This is a genomic window from uncultured Gilvimarinus sp., assembly GCF_963972205.1.
GTDB lineage: Bacteria > Pseudomonadota > Gammaproteobacteria > Pseudomonadales > Cellvibrionaceae > Gilvimarinus > Gilvimarinus japonicus.
Map to the genome: position 1 here is coordinate 65977 of NZ_CAXAUC010000010.1, position 21485 is coordinate 87461.

16 protein-coding genes are annotated in these 21485 nt (G+C 52.3%); 5 read left to right on the forward strand and 11 right to left on the reverse strand.

The window, feature by feature from the left end; genetic code table 11:
- The first annotated feature begins 200 nt into the window (after positions 1–200).
- From AACY82_RS14200 to AACY82_RS14210, 3 genes are all read left to right on the forward strand, one after another.
- Positions 201–1895 carry a CRTAC1 family protein gene (locus tag AACY82_RS14200; protein WP_339617502.1) on the forward strand — a complete coding sequence of 565 codons (1695 nt, stop codon included), beginning with the start codon at positions 201–203 and terminating at the stop codon, positions 1893–1895.
- A 115-nt stretch (positions 1896–2010) separates the two neighbouring features.
- Positions 2011–4017 carry a vanadium-dependent haloperoxidase gene (locus AACY82_RS14205; protein ID WP_339617503.1) on the forward strand — a complete coding sequence of 669 codons (2007 nt, stop codon included), beginning with the start codon at positions 2011–2013 and terminating at the stop codon, positions 4015–4017.
- A gap of 137 nt (positions 4018–4154) precedes the next feature.
- Positions 4155–5336: a helix-turn-helix domain-containing protein gene (locus AACY82_RS14210; protein ID WP_339617504.1), complete on the forward strand. Its 1182-nt coding sequence runs from the start codon at positions 4155–4157 to the stop codon at positions 5334–5336.
- A 41-nt stretch (positions 5337–5377) separates the two neighbouring features.
- On the opposite strand, the gene AACY82_RS14215 is transcribed toward AACY82_RS14210, so the two are convergent.
- Positions 5378–6556 carry a pectate lyase gene (locus tag AACY82_RS14215; protein ID WP_339617505.1) on the reverse strand — a complete coding sequence of 393 codons (1179 nt, stop codon included), beginning with the start codon at positions 6554–6556 and terminating at the stop codon, positions 5378–5380.
- A gap of 502 nt (positions 6557–7058) precedes the next feature.
- Here AACY82_RS14215 and AACY82_RS14220 point away from each other — a divergent pair.
- On the forward strand, positions 7059–8282 hold the full coding sequence (locus AACY82_RS14220) for a multidrug effflux MFS transporter (protein WP_339617506.1): 1224 nt from the start codon (positions 7059–7061) through the stop codon (positions 8280–8282).
- A gap of 45 nt (positions 8283–8327) precedes the next feature.
- Here AACY82_RS14220 and urtE read toward each other — a convergent pair whose 3' ends face one another.
- From urtE to AACY82_RS14265, 9 genes are all read right to left on the reverse strand, one after another.
- Positions 8328–9023 carry an urea ABC transporter ATP-binding subunit UrtE gene (gene urtE, locus AACY82_RS14225; protein WP_339617507.1) on the reverse strand — a complete coding sequence of 232 codons (696 nt, stop codon included), beginning with the start codon at positions 9021–9023 and terminating at the stop codon, positions 8328–8330.
- Positions 9024–9130: 107 nt separating this feature from the next.
- The gene (gene urtD / locus AACY82_RS14230; RefSeq protein ID WP_339617508.1) at positions 9131–9955 is read right to left on the reverse strand and encodes an urea ABC transporter ATP-binding protein UrtD; all 825 of its coding nucleotides are present in this window, start codon (positions 9953–9955) and stop codon (positions 9131–9133) included.
- The gene (urtC, locus tag AACY82_RS14235) at positions 9952–11037 is read right to left on the reverse strand and encodes an urea ABC transporter permease subunit UrtC (RefSeq protein WP_339617533.1); all 1086 of its coding nucleotides are present in this window, start codon (positions 11035–11037) and stop codon (positions 9952–9954) included. The genes urtD and urtC overlap by 4 nt, the downstream gene beginning before the upstream one ends.
- Positions 11038–11163: 126 nt before the next feature.
- Positions 11164–12795, reverse strand: coding sequence for an urea ABC transporter permease subunit UrtB (gene urtB / locus AACY82_RS14240; RefSeq protein ID WP_339617509.1), 1632 nt, complete (start codon positions 12793–12795; stop codon positions 11164–11166).
- 120 nt (positions 12796–12915) lie between these two features.
- Positions 12916–14160, reverse strand: coding sequence for an urea ABC transporter substrate-binding protein (gene urtA / locus AACY82_RS14245; RefSeq protein ID WP_339617534.1), 1245 nt, complete (start codon positions 14158–14160; stop codon positions 12916–12918).
- A 318-nt stretch (positions 14161–14478) separates the two neighbouring features.
- A complete protein-coding gene (gene atzF / locus AACY82_RS14250; protein WP_339617510.1) occupies positions 14479–16281 on the reverse strand; it encodes an allophanate hydrolase in 1803 nt (600 codons plus the stop codon).
- Positions 16282–16710: 429 nt separating this feature from the next.
- Positions 16711–17298 (reverse strand): hypothetical protein, encoded by a 588-nt coding sequence (locus AACY82_RS14255; RefSeq protein WP_339617511.1) that lies wholly within the window; start codon positions 17296–17298, stop codon positions 16711–16713.
- 151 nt (positions 17299–17449) lie between these two features.
- Positions 17450–18037, reverse strand: a complete 588-nt coding sequence (locus tag AACY82_RS14260) for a DUF4136 domain-containing protein (protein ID WP_339617512.1) — start codon at positions 18035–18037, stop codon at positions 17450–17452.
- A gap of 66 nt (positions 18038–18103) precedes the next feature.
- Positions 18104–18712, reverse strand: a complete 609-nt coding sequence (locus tag AACY82_RS14265) for a DUF4136 domain-containing protein (protein ID WP_339617513.1) — start codon at positions 18710–18712, stop codon at positions 18104–18106.
- 232 nt (positions 18713–18944) lie between these two features.
- Here AACY82_RS14265 and AACY82_RS14270 point away from each other — a divergent pair, with 232 nt between their 5' ends.
- Positions 18945–20018 (forward strand): hypothetical protein, encoded by a 1074-nt coding sequence (locus tag AACY82_RS14270; protein WP_339617514.1) that lies wholly within the window; start codon positions 18945–18947, stop codon positions 20016–20018.
- Positions 20019–20084: 66 nt separating this feature from the next.
- Here the strand turns inward: AACY82_RS14270 and AACY82_RS14275 are convergent, their stop codons facing one another.
- Positions 20085–21434: a sodium-dependent transporter gene (locus tag AACY82_RS14275; protein ID WP_339617515.1), complete on the reverse strand. Its 1350-nt coding sequence runs from the start codon at positions 21432–21434 to the stop codon at positions 20085–20087.
- Positions 21435–21485 lie beyond the last annotated feature (51 nt).

Consider the following 21485-nt stretch of genomic DNA (forward strand, 5'->3'; position numbering starts at 1 on the left):
CTCTTTGTTAAAAAACGTTGTTTAGATCCCGCTATTCGAACGACAACCGTTTGGGGTGATCGTTATTCTCGTTGCCAGAATCTTACTGGGCCGATTACCTTAATCGGTGCGATGCGTGACGCTTAATAATAATGAGCCAGTAGACTAATTTTGCCGTTGGCGGCATCAGTCGGCGCAAGGCCGGATCGCGAGGATGGACTATGAAGTTAAAGCTATTGGCAGCGGTATTGATAGTATGGCTAACAAGTTGCGGCGGAGGCGAGTCAAGTAGCCCGGGATCAACAGGCGCTGGCGATGACTCCGATACGGGGTCTGCGGAGTCATCATCAGTGATGTTTAGTAACGTAACCAAAGCCTCGGGCATTGACTTTCTGGCTGGATTTCAGTCGTCTAAAGGGATCACCGATGTTATGAAATATTGCGGCGGCGTGGCGGCCGGCGATGTAGATGGAGATGGCCTGACGGATCTGTTTTTTATTAAGGGGGATATTGACCGCCCCAGCCTGTATCAAAACCTCGGCAATAATCAGTACCGTGACATTACCCAAAGCGTCAATATTGAAATTTCCGACCACAAAGGTTGTGGCCCCATGTTCGCGGATGTGAATGGCGATGGATGGCTGGATCTTTTTATTGGCGGTATTGGCGGTGATCCTAGCTACCTTCTTATTCAGCAACGCGACGAGGTTGGGGATATTCGCTTCGTTGATAAAACCGAGCAGTTTGGCCTGGCGGAGTTGCAGCTAAGCAATACTGTTTCAGCCTCATTTGGGGATTACGACGGCGACGGTTGGCTTGATATGTTTCTGGGGCATTGGGGCACCGATAAAAGTAAGCGCAAGCAGCACTTGTGGCGCAACATTCATGGCGAGCGCTTTGTAAACGTCACGCAAGAAGCCGGTTTGGCGGCGTATATGGTTCCTCCTCCGAGTAAGGATGCGGTGTTGGGTGACGGTGTTGATTACAGTTTTTCGGGTGCTTTTAGTGATGTCAATAACGATAATTGTCCCGACCTCTTGGTTGTGGGCGATTTTGCCACGTCGCAGGTTTTTATTAATCGGTGTGATGGCGTGTTTGAAAAATACGCAACCAGTGTGATCGACGTTGCCAACGGTATGGGCGCGGCGACAGGCGATTTGGATAACGACGGTGACCTGGATTGGTTTGTCAGCGGCATTGCGTTACCCAGCGGACAAGGAAATCGTTTATATCGTAATAATTATGTTGGCGGGGCCGCTACCGAGCAGCTGTTTAGCAATGTAACAGATGAGAGCAAGGTTTTTGACGGTGGTTGGGGCTGGGCCGTGTGTTTGGCTGACTTTGATGCTAACGGCTATTTAGATGTTTTTCACGTGAACGGCTGGCAAGCCGGGCTGTTCGGCTCGTCTTACGCGAATGATCGTTCGCGGCTTTTTATGGCGAAGCCCACAACAACCAGTGGCGATATTGGTTACGACGAGTCAGCCCGAGCTTTGGGAATAACCGACCGCACCCAAGGCCGAGGGGCGGTGTGCTTCGATGCCGATAACGACGGCGATGTAGACCTGGCTATAGCTAATGGTTTGCACGATGAGGGCTTAGACCCGGTACGTTTATATCGCAATAATAGTAATAAAGGCGCGACGCATTACACGATTCGCCTCCAGGGAGTTGCGCCTAACCACTATGGAATTGGCAGTAAGATCTGGGTCGAATCAGTGAACACAACGCAGATGCGAGAAGTGACGGCCAATAGTAATTTTGTCTCCAACAATCCGGCCGAACAGTACGTTGCCTTGCCACAGGGGGATGAGTTGCTCAGCATTAGTGTGCACTGGCGTGATGGAGAGCGGAGCCAAGTACGTGTGCCAGAGCAGGGACGCGTGGTTACGGTCATGCATCCGGGCACTCGTTAATCGTACGTAGGCTACTGTAAACCATTGTATCCTCGCTGTCGTGTTGGCCCACCATCTAAGATGGTGGTGCCCTTTTTAGCACGAAGTGGGCTTAGTTAAAACGTGAGCGATAATAATGATAAAGATAACGTCCTGTAATCAGTTGATCATGCTTCTGTGCATTGCGCTGGCATTGTCGGGTTGCGGCAGCAGCGATAGCGACGTTAGCGTCGCCAATAATGGCACCCCAGAGGTGTCTGCCCCTTCGATTCCAGAGCCGCCAGCGGGTTTTGTGGATATACGGTCGCCATCGGTAGCGCGACTATGGAATGAGGTCGTACTGGAGTCGATCCGTAACGACTTTGCTCGGCCAACCTCTCATGCGCGTAATTTATTTCATTTGTCGGCCGCGATGTACGATGCATGGGCGGTGTTTTCGCAACAGGCGACGCCTTATCTATTGGGTACGGGATTAAATGGTTTTAGTTGCCCGCTGGGGGCGGAGGCTGAGTTTAGTCGAAGCACTCAAGCGCGCGAGCAAGCGATCAGCTTTGCGGCCTACCGCATCATCGTCCATCGCTTTGCTCATTCGCCAAGCTATGCCTACACCTTGGTAATCGCTAATAAGCTGATGCAAGAGCTAGGGTTTGATAAAAGCAACGTCCAGCAAAGTCGCAATATGGGTGGTGCGGAGCTGGGCAATTATATTGCCGATTGTTACATTCGTTACGGCTTACAGGATGGCGCAAACGAAGCCAACTTATACCAGAGCCGATACTACCAACCGCTTAATCCGCCTATCGAACCAGAGCGGCCGGGTAATCCGGACATTATTGACCTGGGCCGCTGGCAGGCAATTGCGCTCAGTTTGTCAATTGACCAAGCGGGCAATCAGGTGGGGTCGGTACCTGAGTTTATAGGTGCCGAGTGGGGCAATGTCGCTCCGTTTGCATTGGCTGACGCCGATCGCTCGACCCGCACGCGCAACGGTCACGATTACACTCTTTACCACGACCCAGGTTCGCCGCCGTACCCTTACGGTGCTTTTAACAAAGAGTACCAATGGAGCTTTGCACTGGTATCCATATGGGGCTCGCATTTAGACCCTGCTGTCACTCCCATGGTGGATATCTCGCCGCAAGCATTAGGTAACTTAGATATTGCCAGCTTTCCGCGAGAGTTTGCCGAATACCCAACGTTTTACGATTTGTTTAACGGCGGTGATATCAGTCGTGGCCGCTCGACTAACCCAATAACGGGAGAGGCTTATGTCGCGCAAGAAGTACCATTGGGCGACTATACCCGGGTGTTAGCCGAATTTTGGGCCGATGGCCCCGACTCTGAAACTCCGCCCGGGCATTGGTACGTTATTTTGAATTATGTGACGGACAGCCCGGAGTTTAGTCGTACCTTATGGGGTGAAGAGATGGTCGGCCCGTTGGAGTGGGATATTAAAGCTTATTTTAGTCTGGGCGGTGCCATGCACGATTCGGCGATAACCGCGTGGAGTTTAAAAGGTTGGTACGACTTTATTCGTCCGGTATCGGCGATTAGGGCGATGGGGGATTTAGGCCAGTCTAGCGATCCGGCAAAAGCGTCGTATCATCCGGATGGATTACCACTATACGACGGTTATATTGAGCTGGTCGCGGCCGATGACCCGCTGGCAAATGATAATCCGAATAACGTCGGCAAAGTAAAGCTTTATACCTGGAGGGGACCCGGCGCGATAAGCTCGCCCGAGACGGATGTTGCCGGTGTAGGCTGGATTTTAGCTGAAAACTGGTGGCCGTATCAGCGCCCCACGTTTGTCACCCCGCCGTTTGCCGGCTATGTGTCAGGGCATTCGACATTCTCGCGTGCAGCGGCCGAAGTGTTAACCGCTGTGACGGGGAGTGAGTACTTTCCCGCTGGCATGGGGGAGTTTGTCGCACCTAAAGACGACTTTTTGGTGTTCGAGAAAGGCCCTAGTGTCGACGTGGTGCTGCAATGGGCGACTTATCGTGACGCGGCCGATCAATGTAGTTTGTCGCGGATCTGGGGTGGGATCCACCCACCGGCCGATGATTTGCGTGGGCGCATTATGGGGGCCAAGATCGGCCAACAAGCGGTGCGCAAAGCACAGGTGTTATTTGGTTGGTGACAGTAAGACGTGTTTAAAACGTGTTAACCCGTGGTGGACGCTAGGGACGCGCTAAGTTGGGGCTGCGTCATTAACCGGCGATAGGCACACGACTGCTTGCGTGGTAATCGGCCGGCTTAATGTGGATACCTTTCGCTATGAACAAAGTCTTGTTTAACTTCCATGATCTTGTGCTGATGATGACGGCGTTGCAGTGTCTGCTGTTTGCGGTACTGCTGGTGGTAACTAACACTTATAAATTCACCAGCACGTATTTTTTAGCGGCTTTTTTACTGGCTCATACGTTTATCCCGTTAAATGAAATGAGCTTGTGGGGGGAAGCGTTTAAGTTCACGGCCAGAGCCCATTGGCCAACTATGTATTTTTTTGGTGGCTATGCCTACTATCTAGATGCGTTATTGCTATATTTTTGCGTAAAGTCACTATTGTTTCGTGACTTTCAACTGCGCTGGCGAGATTTGTGGCACTTACTCCCACTATGTGTTTATGCACTATTTATGTGGCAGGTATATTACCGCTTATCCTTTGCACAGCGCCTGTGGCTGATCGACAGCGAGACTTTTGTCTATAGTGCCAGCTATATTGTCGCCGATGTTGCCTGTAAGTGGCTGCGGGTGGGATACATTGTTGCCTGTTTAGTAATTTTAGCGCGCTACAAGAAGCTGCTCAAAAGCACACATTCAAATATCGAGAAAGTTGAAACCCATTGGATAACGGTTGTGGTCATAGGCTTTGGGGGGGTGATGTCACTCGAGTTGCTATTAAGCTTAGCGAAGATGATGAGTTTGCTTGAAAATCCAAATGTGCAGATATTTGAAACCCTGGGGCTGATTGGTTATTACGCGCTGTTTATCCTAGTAAACCTGTTGGTCTATACCGGCATTAGGCACTTTGCCAGCTTTACCAGCGTGGGTAAGAAGCCACCGATTAACGCTACGTTATCTGACCAGTTGCTGAACCCTGAGTTGGCTCGGGCCATCGATCAGAAAATGCGTGATGATAAACTCTACCGGCCGACTGATATAACCCTCGATCACTTAGCTGACGCGCTGGATGTTTCGTCACGAGATTTGTCGATGATTATTAACCGTCACTTTAGCGTTAATTTTTACGAGTTTATCAATCGCTACCGTGTTGCTGAGGCACAGCAGTTGTTGCGTTCAAGCGAGAAGCGCGACAGGACCATTACGGACATTTATTTGGCGGTGGGCTTTAACAGCAAATCGGTTTTTAATACGTTTTTTAAAAAAATCGTGGGCGTTACGCCTTCTCAATATCGCAAAGAGGGGGACGGCGCAGGCAGCAAAGTGCGACCGTAGCGGTCGCACTTTGCATTTAGCACTCGGTGCTGTATCGCGGTTTACAGAGAGCTTACATCTGAGGGCGATACATCGCAGCTGGCCGAGTTCCAGTACTCGCCATACTTAGATGATGAGCTGCCTTTTTCGACACCCTTGTACTCATCGCATACGTGCGGGTCGCCGGAGGAGTAATTTTTAATTCGCAGGTTTCGGATGGTGGCGCGATCACCATAGTTGCGGTTTACCCCGACGATAGCACCAATTTCGGCATCAATATTGACGTCGTAAATCAATACGTTGCGCGGGCCACCGTTGTTGGTACAGTTGCCACACGAGCGCCACAGCTTGCCGTGCTCGCCGTAAGCGGTAAAGCCACCGGATATAACCGTGGTGCTGTTTTTAGAGTTATGTTGGAATATTTTGTCCGGGCTGCCACCGTAGCCGCCATCTGAGTTGTAAGCCGAGCCGCCGACTATAGTCATAGTACCGCCCTCGGATTTATTGGTTGCGGCGTCTTCACACACATCTTCCCAAACTACATCGGTGAGGGTGCAGTTGCCACCGGTACAGTGGATACCGTCGGCGCCACCGTTGGCGGCCAAGCGCACATTGCGCACTGAGGCGTTGTTAAGGCTGATAACGGCTCCCTGGCTTTCGTCGTCGCCATTGCAACTTAGGCCGATGGTTTTGCCACCGCAGTCGACGAAGCGGTTTGACAGCGAGGCGCCCGCGTAGCATTCGCTAGAGCTGCCCACTTTTTGAAACGCCCATAACTGACCGGGGCCGCCCCAATAGCTAAACAGACGCACATCGGCGCCCGCGTACATGCTCATCTCCCACACGTCCAGCGCACGACCACTGAACTTAGAGGTAATAGAGTGGTAATTGCCGCCCTGGCTGTCAATGTACCAGCGTTGATTGTCGCCGCCGCTGTAGCTCCACTGGCGCAGTTCGGCGCCGTCTTCGGCGTTCCACTCGTAAACATCCAGTGATTTACCGCTGTGTACGGCGCGAATGGAGTAGCTACCGTCGCCCAGAGCCTGAACGTCAAACTGTTGGTTGGTACCGCCAATGGCAAACCATTGCATGACATTGGCGCCGTCGTCGCTGCTAAAGCTGTCTATATCGAGCGCGTTACCATTGAGCTTGGATACGATGACATAGCGGCCGGAGGACAGCGCCGCAAAAGAGCTGGCACTAAAGGCCATCAGGGTTAATAGGATAAAGAGTTTCTTCATGGTTCAACCTCATTCATTATCGTTGTTGTCACACATAGGCGAAAGAATGCGCCTAGCCAAATAACCTCGGTGTGTGGCAAGGGCATTTACCAAGACACCGTAGGAGGAGTGATAATAATGAAAAGGACATGCTTGTTAATACTATTAAACTATATTAATACCTAATGGTAGGCCAATTTCTTATTTCTTTAGGTTTTGGTCAGGCCTGTTTGGTGTGGCAAAATATTAGGCCCGCTAGGTTAGTGATTGAAAAACCTATATTATTCAGTTGCTTAGCGTAAAGTGGCGGTAAAGCCCTGCTATTTTAGGGTTGTCGTTTAAATCGTTTTATAGTGCCGTGATATAATATGTATGACATATCAATGTTTTTGCTTAATCTTACTTGGTCTAACTTAAATTGACCTTGTGGTTAAGTAGGCCCGATTTTAGGCGTGTGTCTATCTTTTCTATCGCTTTTTGGGTCTACACTAACGCTTCCACTCTCTTAGTTTTATATTCTGCTATGCCTACACCGTCTATCCAGCGCTCTGACACAATTTCGTTGCCCTTGGTTATTACCTTAGCGGCCACCATGATGTTGGGGCCTTTTTCACTCGATACTTACTTGCCTGCATTTCCGGCCATTGCTGTTGATTTGGGAGTGTCCTCACAGGCAGTAGCGGTGAGTGTTTCGGTGTATGTCTTTGCGCTGGCGATAGGGCAACTTATTGGCGGGCCGCTATCCGATAAATTAGGACGCAAGCAGGTGTTGATGGCGGGTTTGTTGATTTTTGCGTTTGCCAGTGCGCTGTTGGCGACGTTGCATACCTTGCCGCACTTTTTAATTGGCCGCGCGTTGCAAGCCATTGGTGCGGGCTGGGTGTTGGTGTCCGTGCCAGCGCTGGTTCGCGACCGTATCAGCGGGCAAGAAGCCGCCAAGCTGTTTTCGTTTTTGGGCTTGATTTTGGTGGTGGCGCCAGGTATTGCCCCAAGTATTGGCAGCTTGCTGCTGAAGATCGGCCATTGGTCGGGCATTTTTGTGTTTATGGCGGTGTATGCGGTTTTGATGATTCCGCTGCTAATTAAAATAGTGTTTAGCGAGCCGCCCCTGCCGCGCCCGGTCGAGAAAGTGCCGGGGAGTATTATTCAGCGTTATGTGGCGGTCTTTAAAAATCGCACGGCGCTGGCGTATATCGCCTGGCAGGTGGGGGCTTTCTCGGTAATGATGGTGTTTATTACCCACAGTTCGTTTATTTATCAAGATCATTTTGGCCAGTCGGCCGATGCGTTTGCCATTATGTTTGCGGCTAATATCGCCGCTATGTTTTGCTGCAATTTAGTGAATCGGGCGCTGCTGGCGCGCTGCTTTAGTTCACTGCATATTTTGCAGCTTGCCACCGGGCTACAAGGCATAGGGTTAGTCGCGTTAACATTGGCGGCGGTATTTGCATGGCCGGTGTGGGTGTTTTTACCTGCCATGATGATCACCATTGGCGCTCACGGCGCGCTCTCGCCCAATATTCAGGCCTGTTATATGGAGCACTTTGCGCAAAACAGCGGCACCGCGGCGGCATTGCTTGGTGCTTGTCAGTTTGGCGGGGCGGGGTTGCTAAGCGCATTGTCGGGGCTGTTGCCGCATACGTTATTGTCGGTCGTGTTGGCGATGGTGGCGTGCGGACTGCTAGCGCAGTGTTTTATGTGGCGCTCGGTGTGGCGGGGCCGCGCGATGAATAGTCCTGAATATTAATAGTACTAAGGCAGAGTGAAAAGCCGCTCTGCCTTAGCTTTTACATTAAACGCTTAAGTACTTCTGCACTAAATCATCGTTCAATTCATCGATGGCGCCGGTGGCCTCCACTTTACCGCGCTCCATAATGTAAAAATGGTCGGCGACTTTACGGGCAAAAGGTAGCTTTTGTTCCACCAGTAAAACCGTTAAACCAAACTCATGGTTCAGCCGGCGGATGACGTTGCCGATGTCACGCACCACATTGGGTTGGATGCCTTCGGTGGGCTCGTCCAAGATTAGCAGTTTAGGGTCGAGTACCAGCGCGCGGCCAATGGCAAGTTGTTGTTGCTGACCGCCGGATAAGTCGCCGCCACGGCGGTGTTTCATTTCTTTAAGTACCGGAAACAGCTCGTAAATCAAATCGGGCACTTGGCTTTTGCCGTCGGGCCGAGCACCAAGGGATATTTTTAGGTTCTCTTCGACGGTTAGCAGCGGGAAGATCTCGCGGCCCTGTGGCACATAGCCGATACCAGCGCGGGCGCGGGCCTCGGTGGAGGCTTTACTGATGTCTTTGCCGTTAAAGATGATGCTGCCATCTTTAATAGGCAGTAAGCCGGTAATGCATTTAAGTAAAGTGGTTTTACCCACGCCATTGCGGCCAATTAGGCAGCCGCAGGTGCCTTCGGGCAGCTCCAAATCCAGATCCCAGAGGATATGGCTTTGGCCGTAGTATTGGTTAATTGATTGTATGTTTAGCACTGTGTTGCTCCAATTATTGTTGGGAGAGCGGGGGACGGTTGACGGAAAACGGTTAACGGCGAAGTGAATTCTGTATTTCGTTCTCCGTTTCTCTTCATCGCCAACCATCATTCCCCCAAATAAACCTCAATGACCTTGGGGTTGCTTTGCACCTGATCCATTGTGCCCTCGGCCAATACTGAGCCCTGGTGCAGCACCGTGACTTTTTTGGCGATAGAGCGAACAAAGGCCATATCGTGCTCAACCACAATCACGGAGTGTTTACCGGCCAGGGACGTTAATAATTCGGCCGTGCGCTCGGTTTCTTCGCCGGTCATACCGGCTACTGGCTCATCGACCAGCAACACCCGTGGGCTTTGCATCAGTAACATGCCAATCTCTAACCATTGTTTTTGCCCGTGGGATAAGTTGCCGGCGCTGTTATGAACATGTTGGCTAAGGCCGATGGTGTATAACACTTCATCGATTTTGTCGCGCTGCGCACCGGTCAACTGGTGGCTTAGAATATGCCACACGCGTTTGTCGTCGGCGGTGGCGAGTTCTAAGTTTTCATACACCGAGAGCGCTTCAAACACCGTGGGTTTTTGAAACTTTCGGCCAATACCACCACGGGAAATTTGATGCTCAGACAGATGCTGCAGGTTAATCTGTTGACCAAAAAAGATACTGCCCGAATCGGGCTTGGTCTTGCCGGTAATCACGTCCATCATGGTGGTTTTACCGGCGCCGTTGGGGCCGATAATACAGCGCAGTTCGCCATCATCGATAAACAGGTTGAGGTTATTCAGTGCTTTAAAGCCATCAAAACTGACGTTGACGTCTTCGATGTACAAAATGGGGCCGTGACTGGTATCCACCGCGTGGCCGAAGTTTGGGTCTTTTACCGGTAGGGCGCGGGTGCTCCAGTTCCGCGCGTGCTTAAACGGGTTCATGGTGCGTCCTCCTGTTTGGCGTCGTTGCTTTTTTTGTGGCGGCGCTTAAAGCGGCTGAATAAACCCACGAGACCTTTCGGCAATACCAGTGTGACTAAGACAAACAATAAACCTAAGGGAAACAGCCAAGCCTCTGGGTAGAAGCTGGTAAAAATGGTCTTGCCATAGTTGACACTAAAGGCACCGACAATGGCACCGTATAACGTACCGCGGCCCCCGGTTGCCACCCAAACCACCAGCTCGATGGAGTTAAGCGGCGAGAACTCACCCGGGTTGATAATACCTACTTGTGGTACATAGAGGGCGCCGGCGATACCCGCCAGAATTGCGGAGAAGACAAACAACCACAGCTTGTAGGACTCCACTTGATAACCGCAAAAGCGGGTGCGCGTTTCGGCATCGCGGATAGAAACGATTACCCGGCCCATACGCGAGGTCACAATATAGCGGCAGGCAAGGTAGGCGATAATAAGCATAATGCCCGAGGCTAAAAACAGACCGATACGGGTTGAGTCAGCGGTGATGGAAAAACCGAGAATGTCTTTAAAGTCGGTTAAACCATTGTTGCCACCAAAGCCCATTTCGTTGCGAAAAAACGCCAGCATTAAGGCGTAGGTAAGTGCCTGGGTAATAATGGCAAAGTACACGCCGGTAACCCGCGAGCGAAACGCCAACCAGCCAAACACCCAGGCCAGTATGGCGGGCACGAGTATGACCATTGCCATAGCAAACCAAAACATATCAAACCCAAGCCAATACCAGGGCAGACTATCCCAGTTTAAAAACACCATAAAATCCGGCAGTAGCGGGTCACCGTATTTCCCGCGATCGCCAATTTGGCGCATTAGATACATGCCCATGGCGTAGCCACCCAGCGCAAAAAAGGCGCCGTGACCGAGCGACAAAATACCGGCGTAGCCCCAGATTAAATCCAGTGCTAACGCCAGTAAGGCATAACATAAAAATTTACCGAGTAATGTTACGGTAAAGGTCGATACATGAAGCGGTGAGCTTTCGGGCACCGCCAGATTTAAGATAGGCACGAGTATGCAGGTGAGGGCGAGTATCCCCAGCACCACCATGCCGCCTTTGTCACTGGTCAGTAAACGTTGCGTTAACATAATTTTGTCCAACTCTTTTTTTGTTTCTCGTGCGCGGATTTTTATAGTGAGCCGCGCGGGTGTTTATGGGCGTATAGGCGTTGCCGTTTAATCGGCGGCAGCGCGGCCTTTTTGTGGAAACAGCCCTTTGGGTTTTTTCTGAATAAACAGAATTAACAGCACGAGAATCAAAACTTTGGCCAACACCGCGCCGGCGTAGGGCTCCATAAATTTATTGAGTAAGCCAATGCCCATGGCGCCGACCAATGTGCCCCATAAATTACCAACGCCGCCAAATACCACCACCATAAAAGAATCGATGATGTAGGCCTGCCCCAGGTTAGGCCCAACGTTAGTAAGTTGCGACAGTGCGACACCGGCGATGCCGGCAATACCCGAGCCCAAGCCAAAGGTCAGGGCGTCGACCCAGCTGGCGCGTACGCCGACGGCGCGCGCCATGGGGCGATTTTGCGATACAGCGCGGACTTTAAGCCCGAGAGAAGTCTTTTTAAGAATGGTCAGCAGGGCAAAAAAGACCATCAGCCCAAACAGTAAAATGTAAAGCCGGTTAAAGGTAAGTGATAGGGCTGGATTGATTTGCAGCGAGCCACTCATCCACTCTGGCAGGCTGACGGCGCGGTTTAATGGTGAGAATATTGAGCGAGCGGCCTGCTGTAAAATAAGGCTAATACCAAACGTGGCCAATAGTGTCTCGAGTGGACGACCGTACAAAAACTGAATCACGCCGCGCTCGATAGCAATACCCACTAAGCCCGCGACCACAAAGGCACTGGGAATGGCAATAAACAAGCTTATGCCAATATGGTTAGGTAATAGCTGCTGAATGACCCAAGTAGTATAGGCGCCGATCATCATAAGTTCGCCGTGGGCCATGTTGATTACCCCCATGACCCCAAAAGTAATGGCGAGTCCGATGGCGGAGAGTAAAAAAACTGAGCCAAGACTTAAACCAAAAAACACGTTCTCAGAAAAGCGGAATACTTTAAGGCGCCCCTCAATCGACTCCAGGGCTTGTTGCGCTTCTTGTTGTACGGCTTTGTCCGGGTCGCTATCGGCCAGTGCCGCTAGCGGGCCACGCACCTCGGGAATAAGCGAACCTTGCAGCTGTTTAACTGCATTGAGGCGTACATTGGCGTCATCGCTTTGAATGTTGTACATCGCAATGGCTGTGCTCATGGCATCGCGTACGCCGCTATCGGGCTCGCTTTCACGCAGAGCTTGCAAGGTGGTGGCGGTTTCTTCATTGCCGCCGTCGGTGATTAGACGGTTAACCGCCCCTAACCGGATGGCTTTGTCGGGGCTGCTCAGGTTTAGCTGCGCCACCAATGTGTGCAGCTGACTGCGCAGTTTATTGTGAATAGGGATACGCTTTAATCGGCCCAAATCGTCATTGATGAGCGCACCGGTTTGGGCGCTTAGTAGCGAGTCATCCTCGAGCTCGATAACCACCAGCGTGGGGTCGCCTCTGGTAGCCTTGAGTGATCCGTCTTGTAGCGCGCTAAGTACGATGGCGCTGCGCTCGTGTTTAAGTGTGGCGATGGCCGAGACGGTTTTAATTCGCTTGCTTAAACTGCCCTCAGCCAGTTCATCAACGAGGGTGTTAAAGGTGGTGGTTTTATCAGGCGCGCTCTGCGCGTAGCCCGGCGAAAACCCCAGCGCCATTACCAGCAGTAAAGTGAAGCTTAGGTAACGACGAACCGAGTTCTGTAATTTGAACATGGCATTAGTCACTATCATGGTGTTTGAGGATGTTGTTATGCTTACTGTTTTAAGCACTTATCGTTGTTATCTGTCAGGGGCTTCGCACCCCTGACAGTGATGCCGGTCGCTATACTTAATTTACTCAGTCGCGCCTACGCATTTTTTACTCATCTCGTTGTAGTTGCCGCAGCTGATTGGAGCGGTCCAGTCGGAGATTAAATCTTTCGAGCCTTCAAGGTAGTCAGACCAAGCGTCGCCAGGCACTAACCCTTCGGTTTCCCAAACGGTAAGAAACTGACCATCTTCCTGAATCTCACCAATTAATACAGGCTTGGTGATGTGGTGGTTAGGCAGCATTTTGCTGGTGCCGCCGGTTAAGTTGGGTACTTCAACGCCGACAATGGCATCAATCACTTTGTCGGAGTCGGTAGAACCGGCTTTTTCGACGGCTTTTACCCACATATTGAAGCCGATGTAGTGCGCCTCCATCGGGTCGTTGGTAACGCGCTTGTCGTCTTCAATAAACGCCAGCCACTGGTCGATAAACTGATTGTTCTCGTCAGTATCGACACTCATAAAGTAATTCCATGCGGCCATGTGGCCTACCAATGGTTTAGCATCGATACCCGACAGCTCTTCTTCGCCCACTGAGAAAGCAACTACCGGAATATCCTCGGCCGAAATACCTTGGTTGCCCAGCTCGCGGTAGAAAGGTACGTTGGCGTCACCGTTAATGGTCGAGACAACGGCGGTCTTTTTACCGGCGCTGCCAAAGCGCTTGATGTCCGAGACAATGTTCTGCCAATCGGAGTGACCAAACGGGGTGTAGTTGATCATAATGTCGGACTCTTTAACGCCTTTCGATTTTAGATAGGCGGCAAGAATTTTGTTGGTGGTGCGCGGGTACACATAATCGGTACCGGCCAGTACCCAGCGTTTTACTTCCAGGTCATTCATCAGGTAATCAACCGCGGGAATCGCTTGCTGGTTGGGTGCCGCGCCGGTGTAAAATACGTTGCGTGATGACTCTTCACCTTCGTACTGTACGGGGTAAAAAAGTAAGCCGTTTAGCTCTTCGACGACGGGCAGTACTGATTTACGCGAAACGGATGTCCAGCAGCCAAAAATGGCATCGACGCCCTCTTGCGAGATAAGCTCGCGAGTTTTCTCGGCAAATAAAGGCCAGTTGGAAGCCGGGTCCACCACCACGGGCTCAAGTTTTTTACCCAGCAATCCGCCTTTTTTGTTTTGCTCTTCGATAAGCATCAACATGGTGTCTTTGAGGGTGGTTTCTGAGATGGCCATAGTGCCGGATAGCGAGTGCAGTACGCCGACCTTAATGGTGTCATCTTCGGCGTAGCTGTTGGCTGCGGACAGTGTCATCCCGCAGGCAAGACCTAGCGCGCCAACGGTTTTTGCCAGTTTTCTTAATATCATGGTCGATCTCCATAGCTTGAGGTTAGATGAGCGTCACGCAGTGTGCGCCCCAGTTTTACTCCCAGACATCGCGTTTACTAAGGCTCCCGACAACATCGGTTGCCCTTACCGAAGCTCACGCTTCGGTTTTACAGACAAGGCGATCCCACGGCCGATAAATTCATTATCAGCTTGTCGAAACGACTCTTGTTTCTGCAATTGGTGTAGGCCGACGTGTTGGCGCCGCCCTTTAAAAATGTCAGGTAATAGTGTGGCGGTTGTTTATCATTGGTTTGCCACCTTGTTTTTATTGTTTAAAAAATTTCTCCAGCCGCCGTACTCGGTAATATCGAGCGCTCCTTTAAGCCCTGCTGGCTCGCAAATAAAGCCCTTTACGGTGCTGCCATCGGCTAAGGTCACGTTGCCGATGCCTAATGGCGCCGGTATCTCGGCGACAAAACTGCCAAACAATGTGAGTGGCATATCCCACAGCTCAACCGTAATGGCGCTGCCGGTGTCGTCGCGGGCAAGACCGGGTTTAGCTGGCTGGGTATTACTTAACGCGTAAAGCCGGTAGCGGTCGGCGGTGTTGGTTTCGCAGACAAAGCGCGCACTGCGGCTGGTGAGTTGATGGTTTAGCGGCATGCCTGTTAAATGTGCGCCAACGACGGCGACGCGTATGAACTGATCGTCAATCCCCGCAGGTTTTGCTGGCGTTAATGGCAGCGTTTGCTCGGAGGCGCCTTTCGTCCAGGGTTGTTGCTGTTGCCAATAGGCGCCTAAGGCAATAAGGGCGTTGTCGCTCCAGGCCGGTGCAATAAAAGTAATGCCAAAGGGGAGCGCATCGCTGCGTTTAGGGGCGGGCACCGATAACGCGGCGCAATCGGCTAAGTTAACAAAGTTGGTAAACATTCCCAGCTGAGTGTTAACGCCAACTGGGTCGGCGGCAACATCGGCCTGTGTCGGAAAGCGCACGGTGGTGGGTACCATTAGCGCATCGACTTCTCTCATTAAGCTTTGTATTTCTTGCGCGAGCTCGGCGCGGCGGTACTCGGCGTTAAACACATCGATAGCCGTAAAGTTAGCGGATTGCGAAATAATGCCGCCGACCACGTCGTTAACCTCGGCCGGTTTTTGCGCAATAAAATCGCCTACGGCGGCGCCGCGCTCGGCAACCCAAGCACCGCCGTATAAAAGCTGAGCGAGGTTTTGCATTGGCGTAAAGTCTAAGGTGGTTATATTTGCCCCGGCCTCTTTGAGTTGTTGCACGGCGATAAGCCACGCCTCGCGTTGTGCGTCGTCGCCACACCAGTCGATAGATTCAGGTATGGCAATGTTTGGTGCGCTGCCAAACAGGTGTGTTTGCACACTGAGTTGCGGTTTGCGCGAATAGGCATCTGCGCTATCAAACGCTTCGAGGTGCCGTGCAACGGTCGCGGCATCGTCTACCCCTAAAGCGAATATCGATACGCAGTCGAGGCTGCGACAAGCGGGTACAACCCCGCGCGTGCTAAAGCGGCCTTTAGTGGGTTTAAGCCCAACGATATTGTTAAAACCTGCGGGTACGCGACCTGAACCGGCGGTATCTGTGCCTAAACTAAAGGGCACTAGGCCGCGCGCAACTACCACGGCTGAGCCTGAGCTTGAGCCGCCAGAAATATAATCCGGGTTAACACTGTTGGGCACCGCGCCATAGGGCGAGCGCGTACCTACAAGACCTGTGGCAAATTGATCGAGATTGGTTTTGCCAATCACGATGGCGCCGGCTTGTGTTAAACGGGCGACGGCGGTCGCGCTATTACGGGCGTCATAGCTGTAGGCGGGGCAGGCGGCGCTGGTGGGTAAACCGGCGACATCAATGTTGTCTTTAACAGCAAAAGGAATACCGTATAGCGGCAAGTCAGCGGGAGACTTATCGTTTAAAAAAGCCAGCTGTTGGTTAAGCTCGGCGCGATTAATTCTGTAGGTCCATGCCGGGTCACTGGCGTCAAGCGCATCAACTAATGGCGTGAGTAATTCGGCTGGCGTCGCCTCTTGGCGAGTATAGGTATCAAGCCAGTCTGTCAGTGTCCATCCACTTGTTCGCATGGTGTTTGAGGTCTCGCTTATGCTTAGTTTAAATTAGCGTTTTCATAAAAGGCACAGGCCATTGAGCATGAAGCGTGCCAAACGAGAATGACGCGCGAGTGATGCAGCGTAACGCTGGTGATTGCGAGGGTTTGCCCGGCGGCTTTAAAACTTGAGCGGCGCTTAGTCGCTTGATGGGCAATAAGTTTGCACTGTTATTGCGCACCATTTAAAGACGGAGGGCATGGCCTCGCCTTAATATGGTGCGGACAGTGAGCTTGGGTTTTGCGCGGACCGTTAAGTGATGTTTATCGATGTTGGCCACGCGTGATGGACGCACTTAATGCGGGCGCCCACTAAAACTCGTAGCTGTGTTAGTGGTTGGTGTGTGGGGGGGGTGGTGTTATCGAGGCCGGCTAACCTGCAAAGGCTAGCCGGGTCTTATGTATTTTAGCCATCACATAAAGCGCGTACGCGCTTGATGGCGAGGTCGATGTCCTCTTCGGTTTCTGCCTTTAACGCAATTTGCTTGGCCGTGTGACACTCGGCCGCGTCCTCTTGGGCAGAAGAGACGACGTGAGGGTGCTGCAGGGCAGCGTTGCCATGAGAGTCGCAGTAAACACTGGCAACTCGACGAACATTGGTCGTACGGCCTTGTTCGACACTGACGCAATCGCCAACGCGGATGTCGCCTTGCTCTGTGATTACCTTTAAGGTGCCGCCGCGCGCTAAGCTGATTTGGTACGAGTAGGCGTCACGATTGCCTTGCAGTAACGCCGCAAGAATACCGCCTGCTACGGCACCTTCCAGTGCGTGTTCACCGCGATTGTGATGGCCACTGGTGGCGGCACCGACGATGCCTCCCATCGCGGCGCCACTTCCTGCATCAGAGTCGATCTTGACGTTATCAATAGCGTCGACCGTACCGTAATTGATATTGATTGAGTAATTTAAATCGCTTTGGCTTACGCCGTTGGCGCACGACGATAGCAGTAGACACGCGACGGCGACGCCATAAAGTTGTCGATTGGCCTTCATGTTTTATTCCCGGTGAGTGTTATTTATCCTGCGGGTTGCCGTTGATAGAGACAAAATATTACAAGGCCCGGTGCGGGAGGCGCACCGGACGCTATCGCTTAACGGCTTAAGATTAGCACTAAAAATGTGAGTTGGCGCCAGTGTGCAACGGTTATTTGGCGCGCGGCAATGAGCGCAGCAAAGATGTAACCGCTTGGTCGATGACTTGCGTCTGTTCGTTCTCGTCCTCGGCGGTTAGTTTGCGCCGATACACGCCTTGCCACACCGCTTGATTGGCGCTGCGGTCGACCACATCGATGTTGATAGCGCCGGCGTAGGTGATGCGCGTGGTACCACCTTCGCGCTCCTGCGGCAGCGGGCCGTAAAACGACGCCCAAGAACGGTAATAACCGGTGCGGTCCGGGGTGATCGGGATGGCGTTATTAAACGCCTGTACATCGTTGTCGATCTCGGCGTGGAAATTAATAAACAAATCGCCGTTGCGATCAACTTGGCGGTAACCTTTGGCGGTTAACTCGCGGGCAATAGCGGTGGCTACGTCCTGCGCTACGGGTTCTGGCTCGCCGTACACCTGAATACCCGGAGTACTGGTGAGCGAGAAGGTTTGGTACAGGCTAAAGTCTGTGTTTTTTGCTGTCAGAGTTTGAATGTCGGGGGTGGGAGTGCTCTGGCAGCCGGCAAGTAACAAAACGGTAGAGGTTAGCGCAAAAAGAGTGTGCAACACAGATAGACGAGACATAGCAGATCCTAAAAAGCCGAGTGGCGGCGGCCGGACGAGCCGACTGCCGCGAGGTTTGCTCGGTGGTTATTTGGTAGTGGTTGCCACCTGAGTTGGGTAGGTTTTAAAAATCTGATTTACCGCAGTGCGAATGGCGTCACGGGGGTTGGCCATGGCGTCTTTGCTCAGCTTGCCCTCGGCGATGCCCTCCCAAACCAGTTGCTCTTTATTGGCATCGACGACGTCGATGTTTAACGTCCCCACTTTGTAATGGCGGGTCTCGGTTTCTGAGCCGTACAGCGGCAGCCCCATATACAAGCCACTGCGGTAGCCGTAATACCCATAAGAGGCGGTCATTGATGGCGTGCTGCGAATATCGGTACGATTCTCGGTATTGGAGAAAAAGTTAACCAGTAAATCCGGCGATTGCTCGGAGTAGGTATAACCCAATTGCTCCATTTCTTCCCTTGCCGCCGACTTAAAGTGGCTCGTCACGAGCGTGGAATAGCCCGATTTGTCGGTGCCCAGTGGATCGACAAACGCAAAGGTTTGGTACGCGGTAAAGTCTGCGTCGCGGTCGTAATCGCTCTGAATCGTGGGGCCGCTGGAGGCGCAGCCCGCCAAGAGCGCGGTGCCAACGATCAGTGTGGCCGCCAGCTTTACCCAGCGAATAGTCAGCTTACGTGCGTGAATCATACGGTCTTCTCCCAGTACATGGATCGTTATCAATGGCTTTGACACTAGTATATCGATAAATGATCCACAAAGTGGTGATTGAGTGTTACTAGGGCGGTAAATTTGCGCGTTTAAGCCCCCTTTGTTGAGGTTGGGTATGTTTTGCCCCTGTGACAAATTGACACACTGACAATCCCCCCAGACGCGGTACAATACCGGCCTTTGAATTTTGCCTGACATAAGGAGCGAGACAATGGCGACAATGAAGGTTAGAGGGGTGGCTGTGACTGCTCTGGCAGGGGCATTGCTTGCATCGGGCGCTAGCGCCCATGAGCAGACCTTTAGGCCCGACTCTCATGCGCCTGCCGGCGTTATGGTGGATCACGCCCACAATAAAGGCGAGGTCATGACCGGCTACCGCTACACCTACGCCAGTTACAGTGGCATGTACCAAGGCGATAGTGAAATTGGCGCCTCGGGCCTCGCGGCGGCGGGTTACAGTATGATGCCTACCGCCATGAGTATGGAAATGACCATGCTGGATATTATGTACGCCCCGACTGATCGTTTAACGCTGATGTTAATGCCCATGTATATGACCATGAGCATGAATATGGCCGGCACCGGCATGATGGAGCACGCTATGGACATGGGCGGCTCTATGGGAATGGACGACTCTATGGATCACGGCCACGGCATGGGGCATATGTCCCACGAGGTAGACGGCTTTGGCGATACCAACTTCAGCGCCTTGTATAAGCTGGTTACCGCCGAGCACCAAACACTGATTGGCACCTTGGGCGTAAGCGCACCGACCGGTAAAGTAGACTTGAAAAACCCCGACGGCAGCTTCGTACACTACGGCATGCAGTTGGGCTCTGGCACCTGGGATGCGACGCCTTCAATCACCTACACCGGTACGGCGGGTGCACTTAACTGGGGCGCCCAGGCCTCGGCGGTAATCCGCTTAGAGGATGCCAACGACTCGGGCTACGCCCTAGGCGATAAATATGGCGCAACCGCATGGGGTGCGGTGCGTGTGGTCGATTGGATGAGTTTCTCGGCTCGGGTTAACTGGACCGATCAAGACGCCATAAGCGGCCATTACAACGGTGCGCATAACCACTCAAGCCCCGCGGATATTCAAGCCAATTACGGCGGCGAATTTCTTGATGGCGCTTTGGGGATCAACACCGTGGTTACCGGCGGTGACTTTGCCGGGCTGCGCTTGGGGGTGGAGTGGGTGACCCGCCTGGAAGAAGACTACAATGGCTACCAGCTAGGGTTAGATGACAGCGTTAATGTGAATGTGTCTTACGCGTTTTAATTAAATGACTTTACCCTCTAGCCGCAGTAAGTGTGCACTGCGGCTTTACTTTTTTTGGGGCGATTTTTATCGCACACTCTGCACAAACGTTACCAGTATCAAGCTCGGGCAAATAAACTTTACGTAAAAAGGCCAGACTCGCCAGAAAAAAGTGGATTCAATTTCAGGGTGACCGTTGCTTAGCTCTTTAAGCAGTTGGTTGCGGTGCAGCACCCAGCCGGCAAACACACACAGGGCAACCCCGAGTAGCGGCTGGCCGTAAACCGTGGTCAGCGAGATCACGGTGTTAAAAAGTGCATCGAACTGCCAGATAATCAGTAAGCTAATCATAAAAATGACGCCGCCCGACAGCACTGCCGCTGTCGGGCGGCTCATGCTGCAGCGCTCGACCGCGACCGATACCGGCACTTCGAGTAACGAGATCGCCGAGGTGAGTGCGGCGATACTCATTAGTGCAAAAAACGCGAGGGCCAGCCAGCTGCCGGCGGCGCCCATGTTGTCAAAGAGCGCGGGTAGCACCTGAAAGATCAAGTCCGGTCCAGCGATCAATGCACCCTCGGTATTAAATACACTAATGCCTTGGGCTTGTGCCACATATATGGCCGGTAAAATAAGCAGTCCGGCGGTAAATGCAAAGCCGGTGTCGAGTAAGGTGACGGCGGCGCCGAGCCGAGGTAAATTGTCGGTGTCGCGCAGGTACGAGCCGTAAATCAGCATGGTGCCGACCCCAAGCGACAGAGAGAAAAACGCTTGACCCATCGCACTTAAAATAAGCGCAGGGTCGCCCAGACGGGTGAGGTCGGGCACAAGGTAAGCGCGTAGTCCGGCAAGTGCGCCGGCTTGGGTAAATACGTAGCCGATCATCCCCAGTAAAATTAAAAATAAGGCTGGCATTAGCCGAGTTGACCAAGCCTCAATACCTTGCTCGACACCGCGCGCGATAATCATAATAGTAAGCGCCGACATAACACCACACATTAACGCGTTGCGGCTAAAACTTTGCGAGCCTACCCAGCGGGCAAGGCCGTCGAGCTGCAGCAGTTGTGCTGCCGGGCTGATAAATTCCGCCAACATCCAACCGGCGACAATGGCGTAAAAGCTTAAAATAAACACAGCCACCGTCAGTGCGCCAATGCCCACGGCAAGGCCGGCTCGTTTAAACAATGGTGATGGGCTTAGCTCTGACAGGGCGGTGATGACATTCGCCCGGGCATAACGGCCGATGGTTAACTCGGCCATTAGTGCTGGATACGCCAATATAAACGCGAGAATTAAATAGACCAATAAAAAGGCGGCACCGCCATTACTGGCCGCCTGCGTCGGAAACCCCCAGATATTACCCAACCCCACGGCAGAGCCTGCGGCGGCGAGTAAAAAGCCTATCTTGCTGGAGAATTGTCCGCGTTCTGTCGCCATGATCGCTGTGCCATTTTGTTATTAACAATGGCAGCCACTATAGCGTAACTT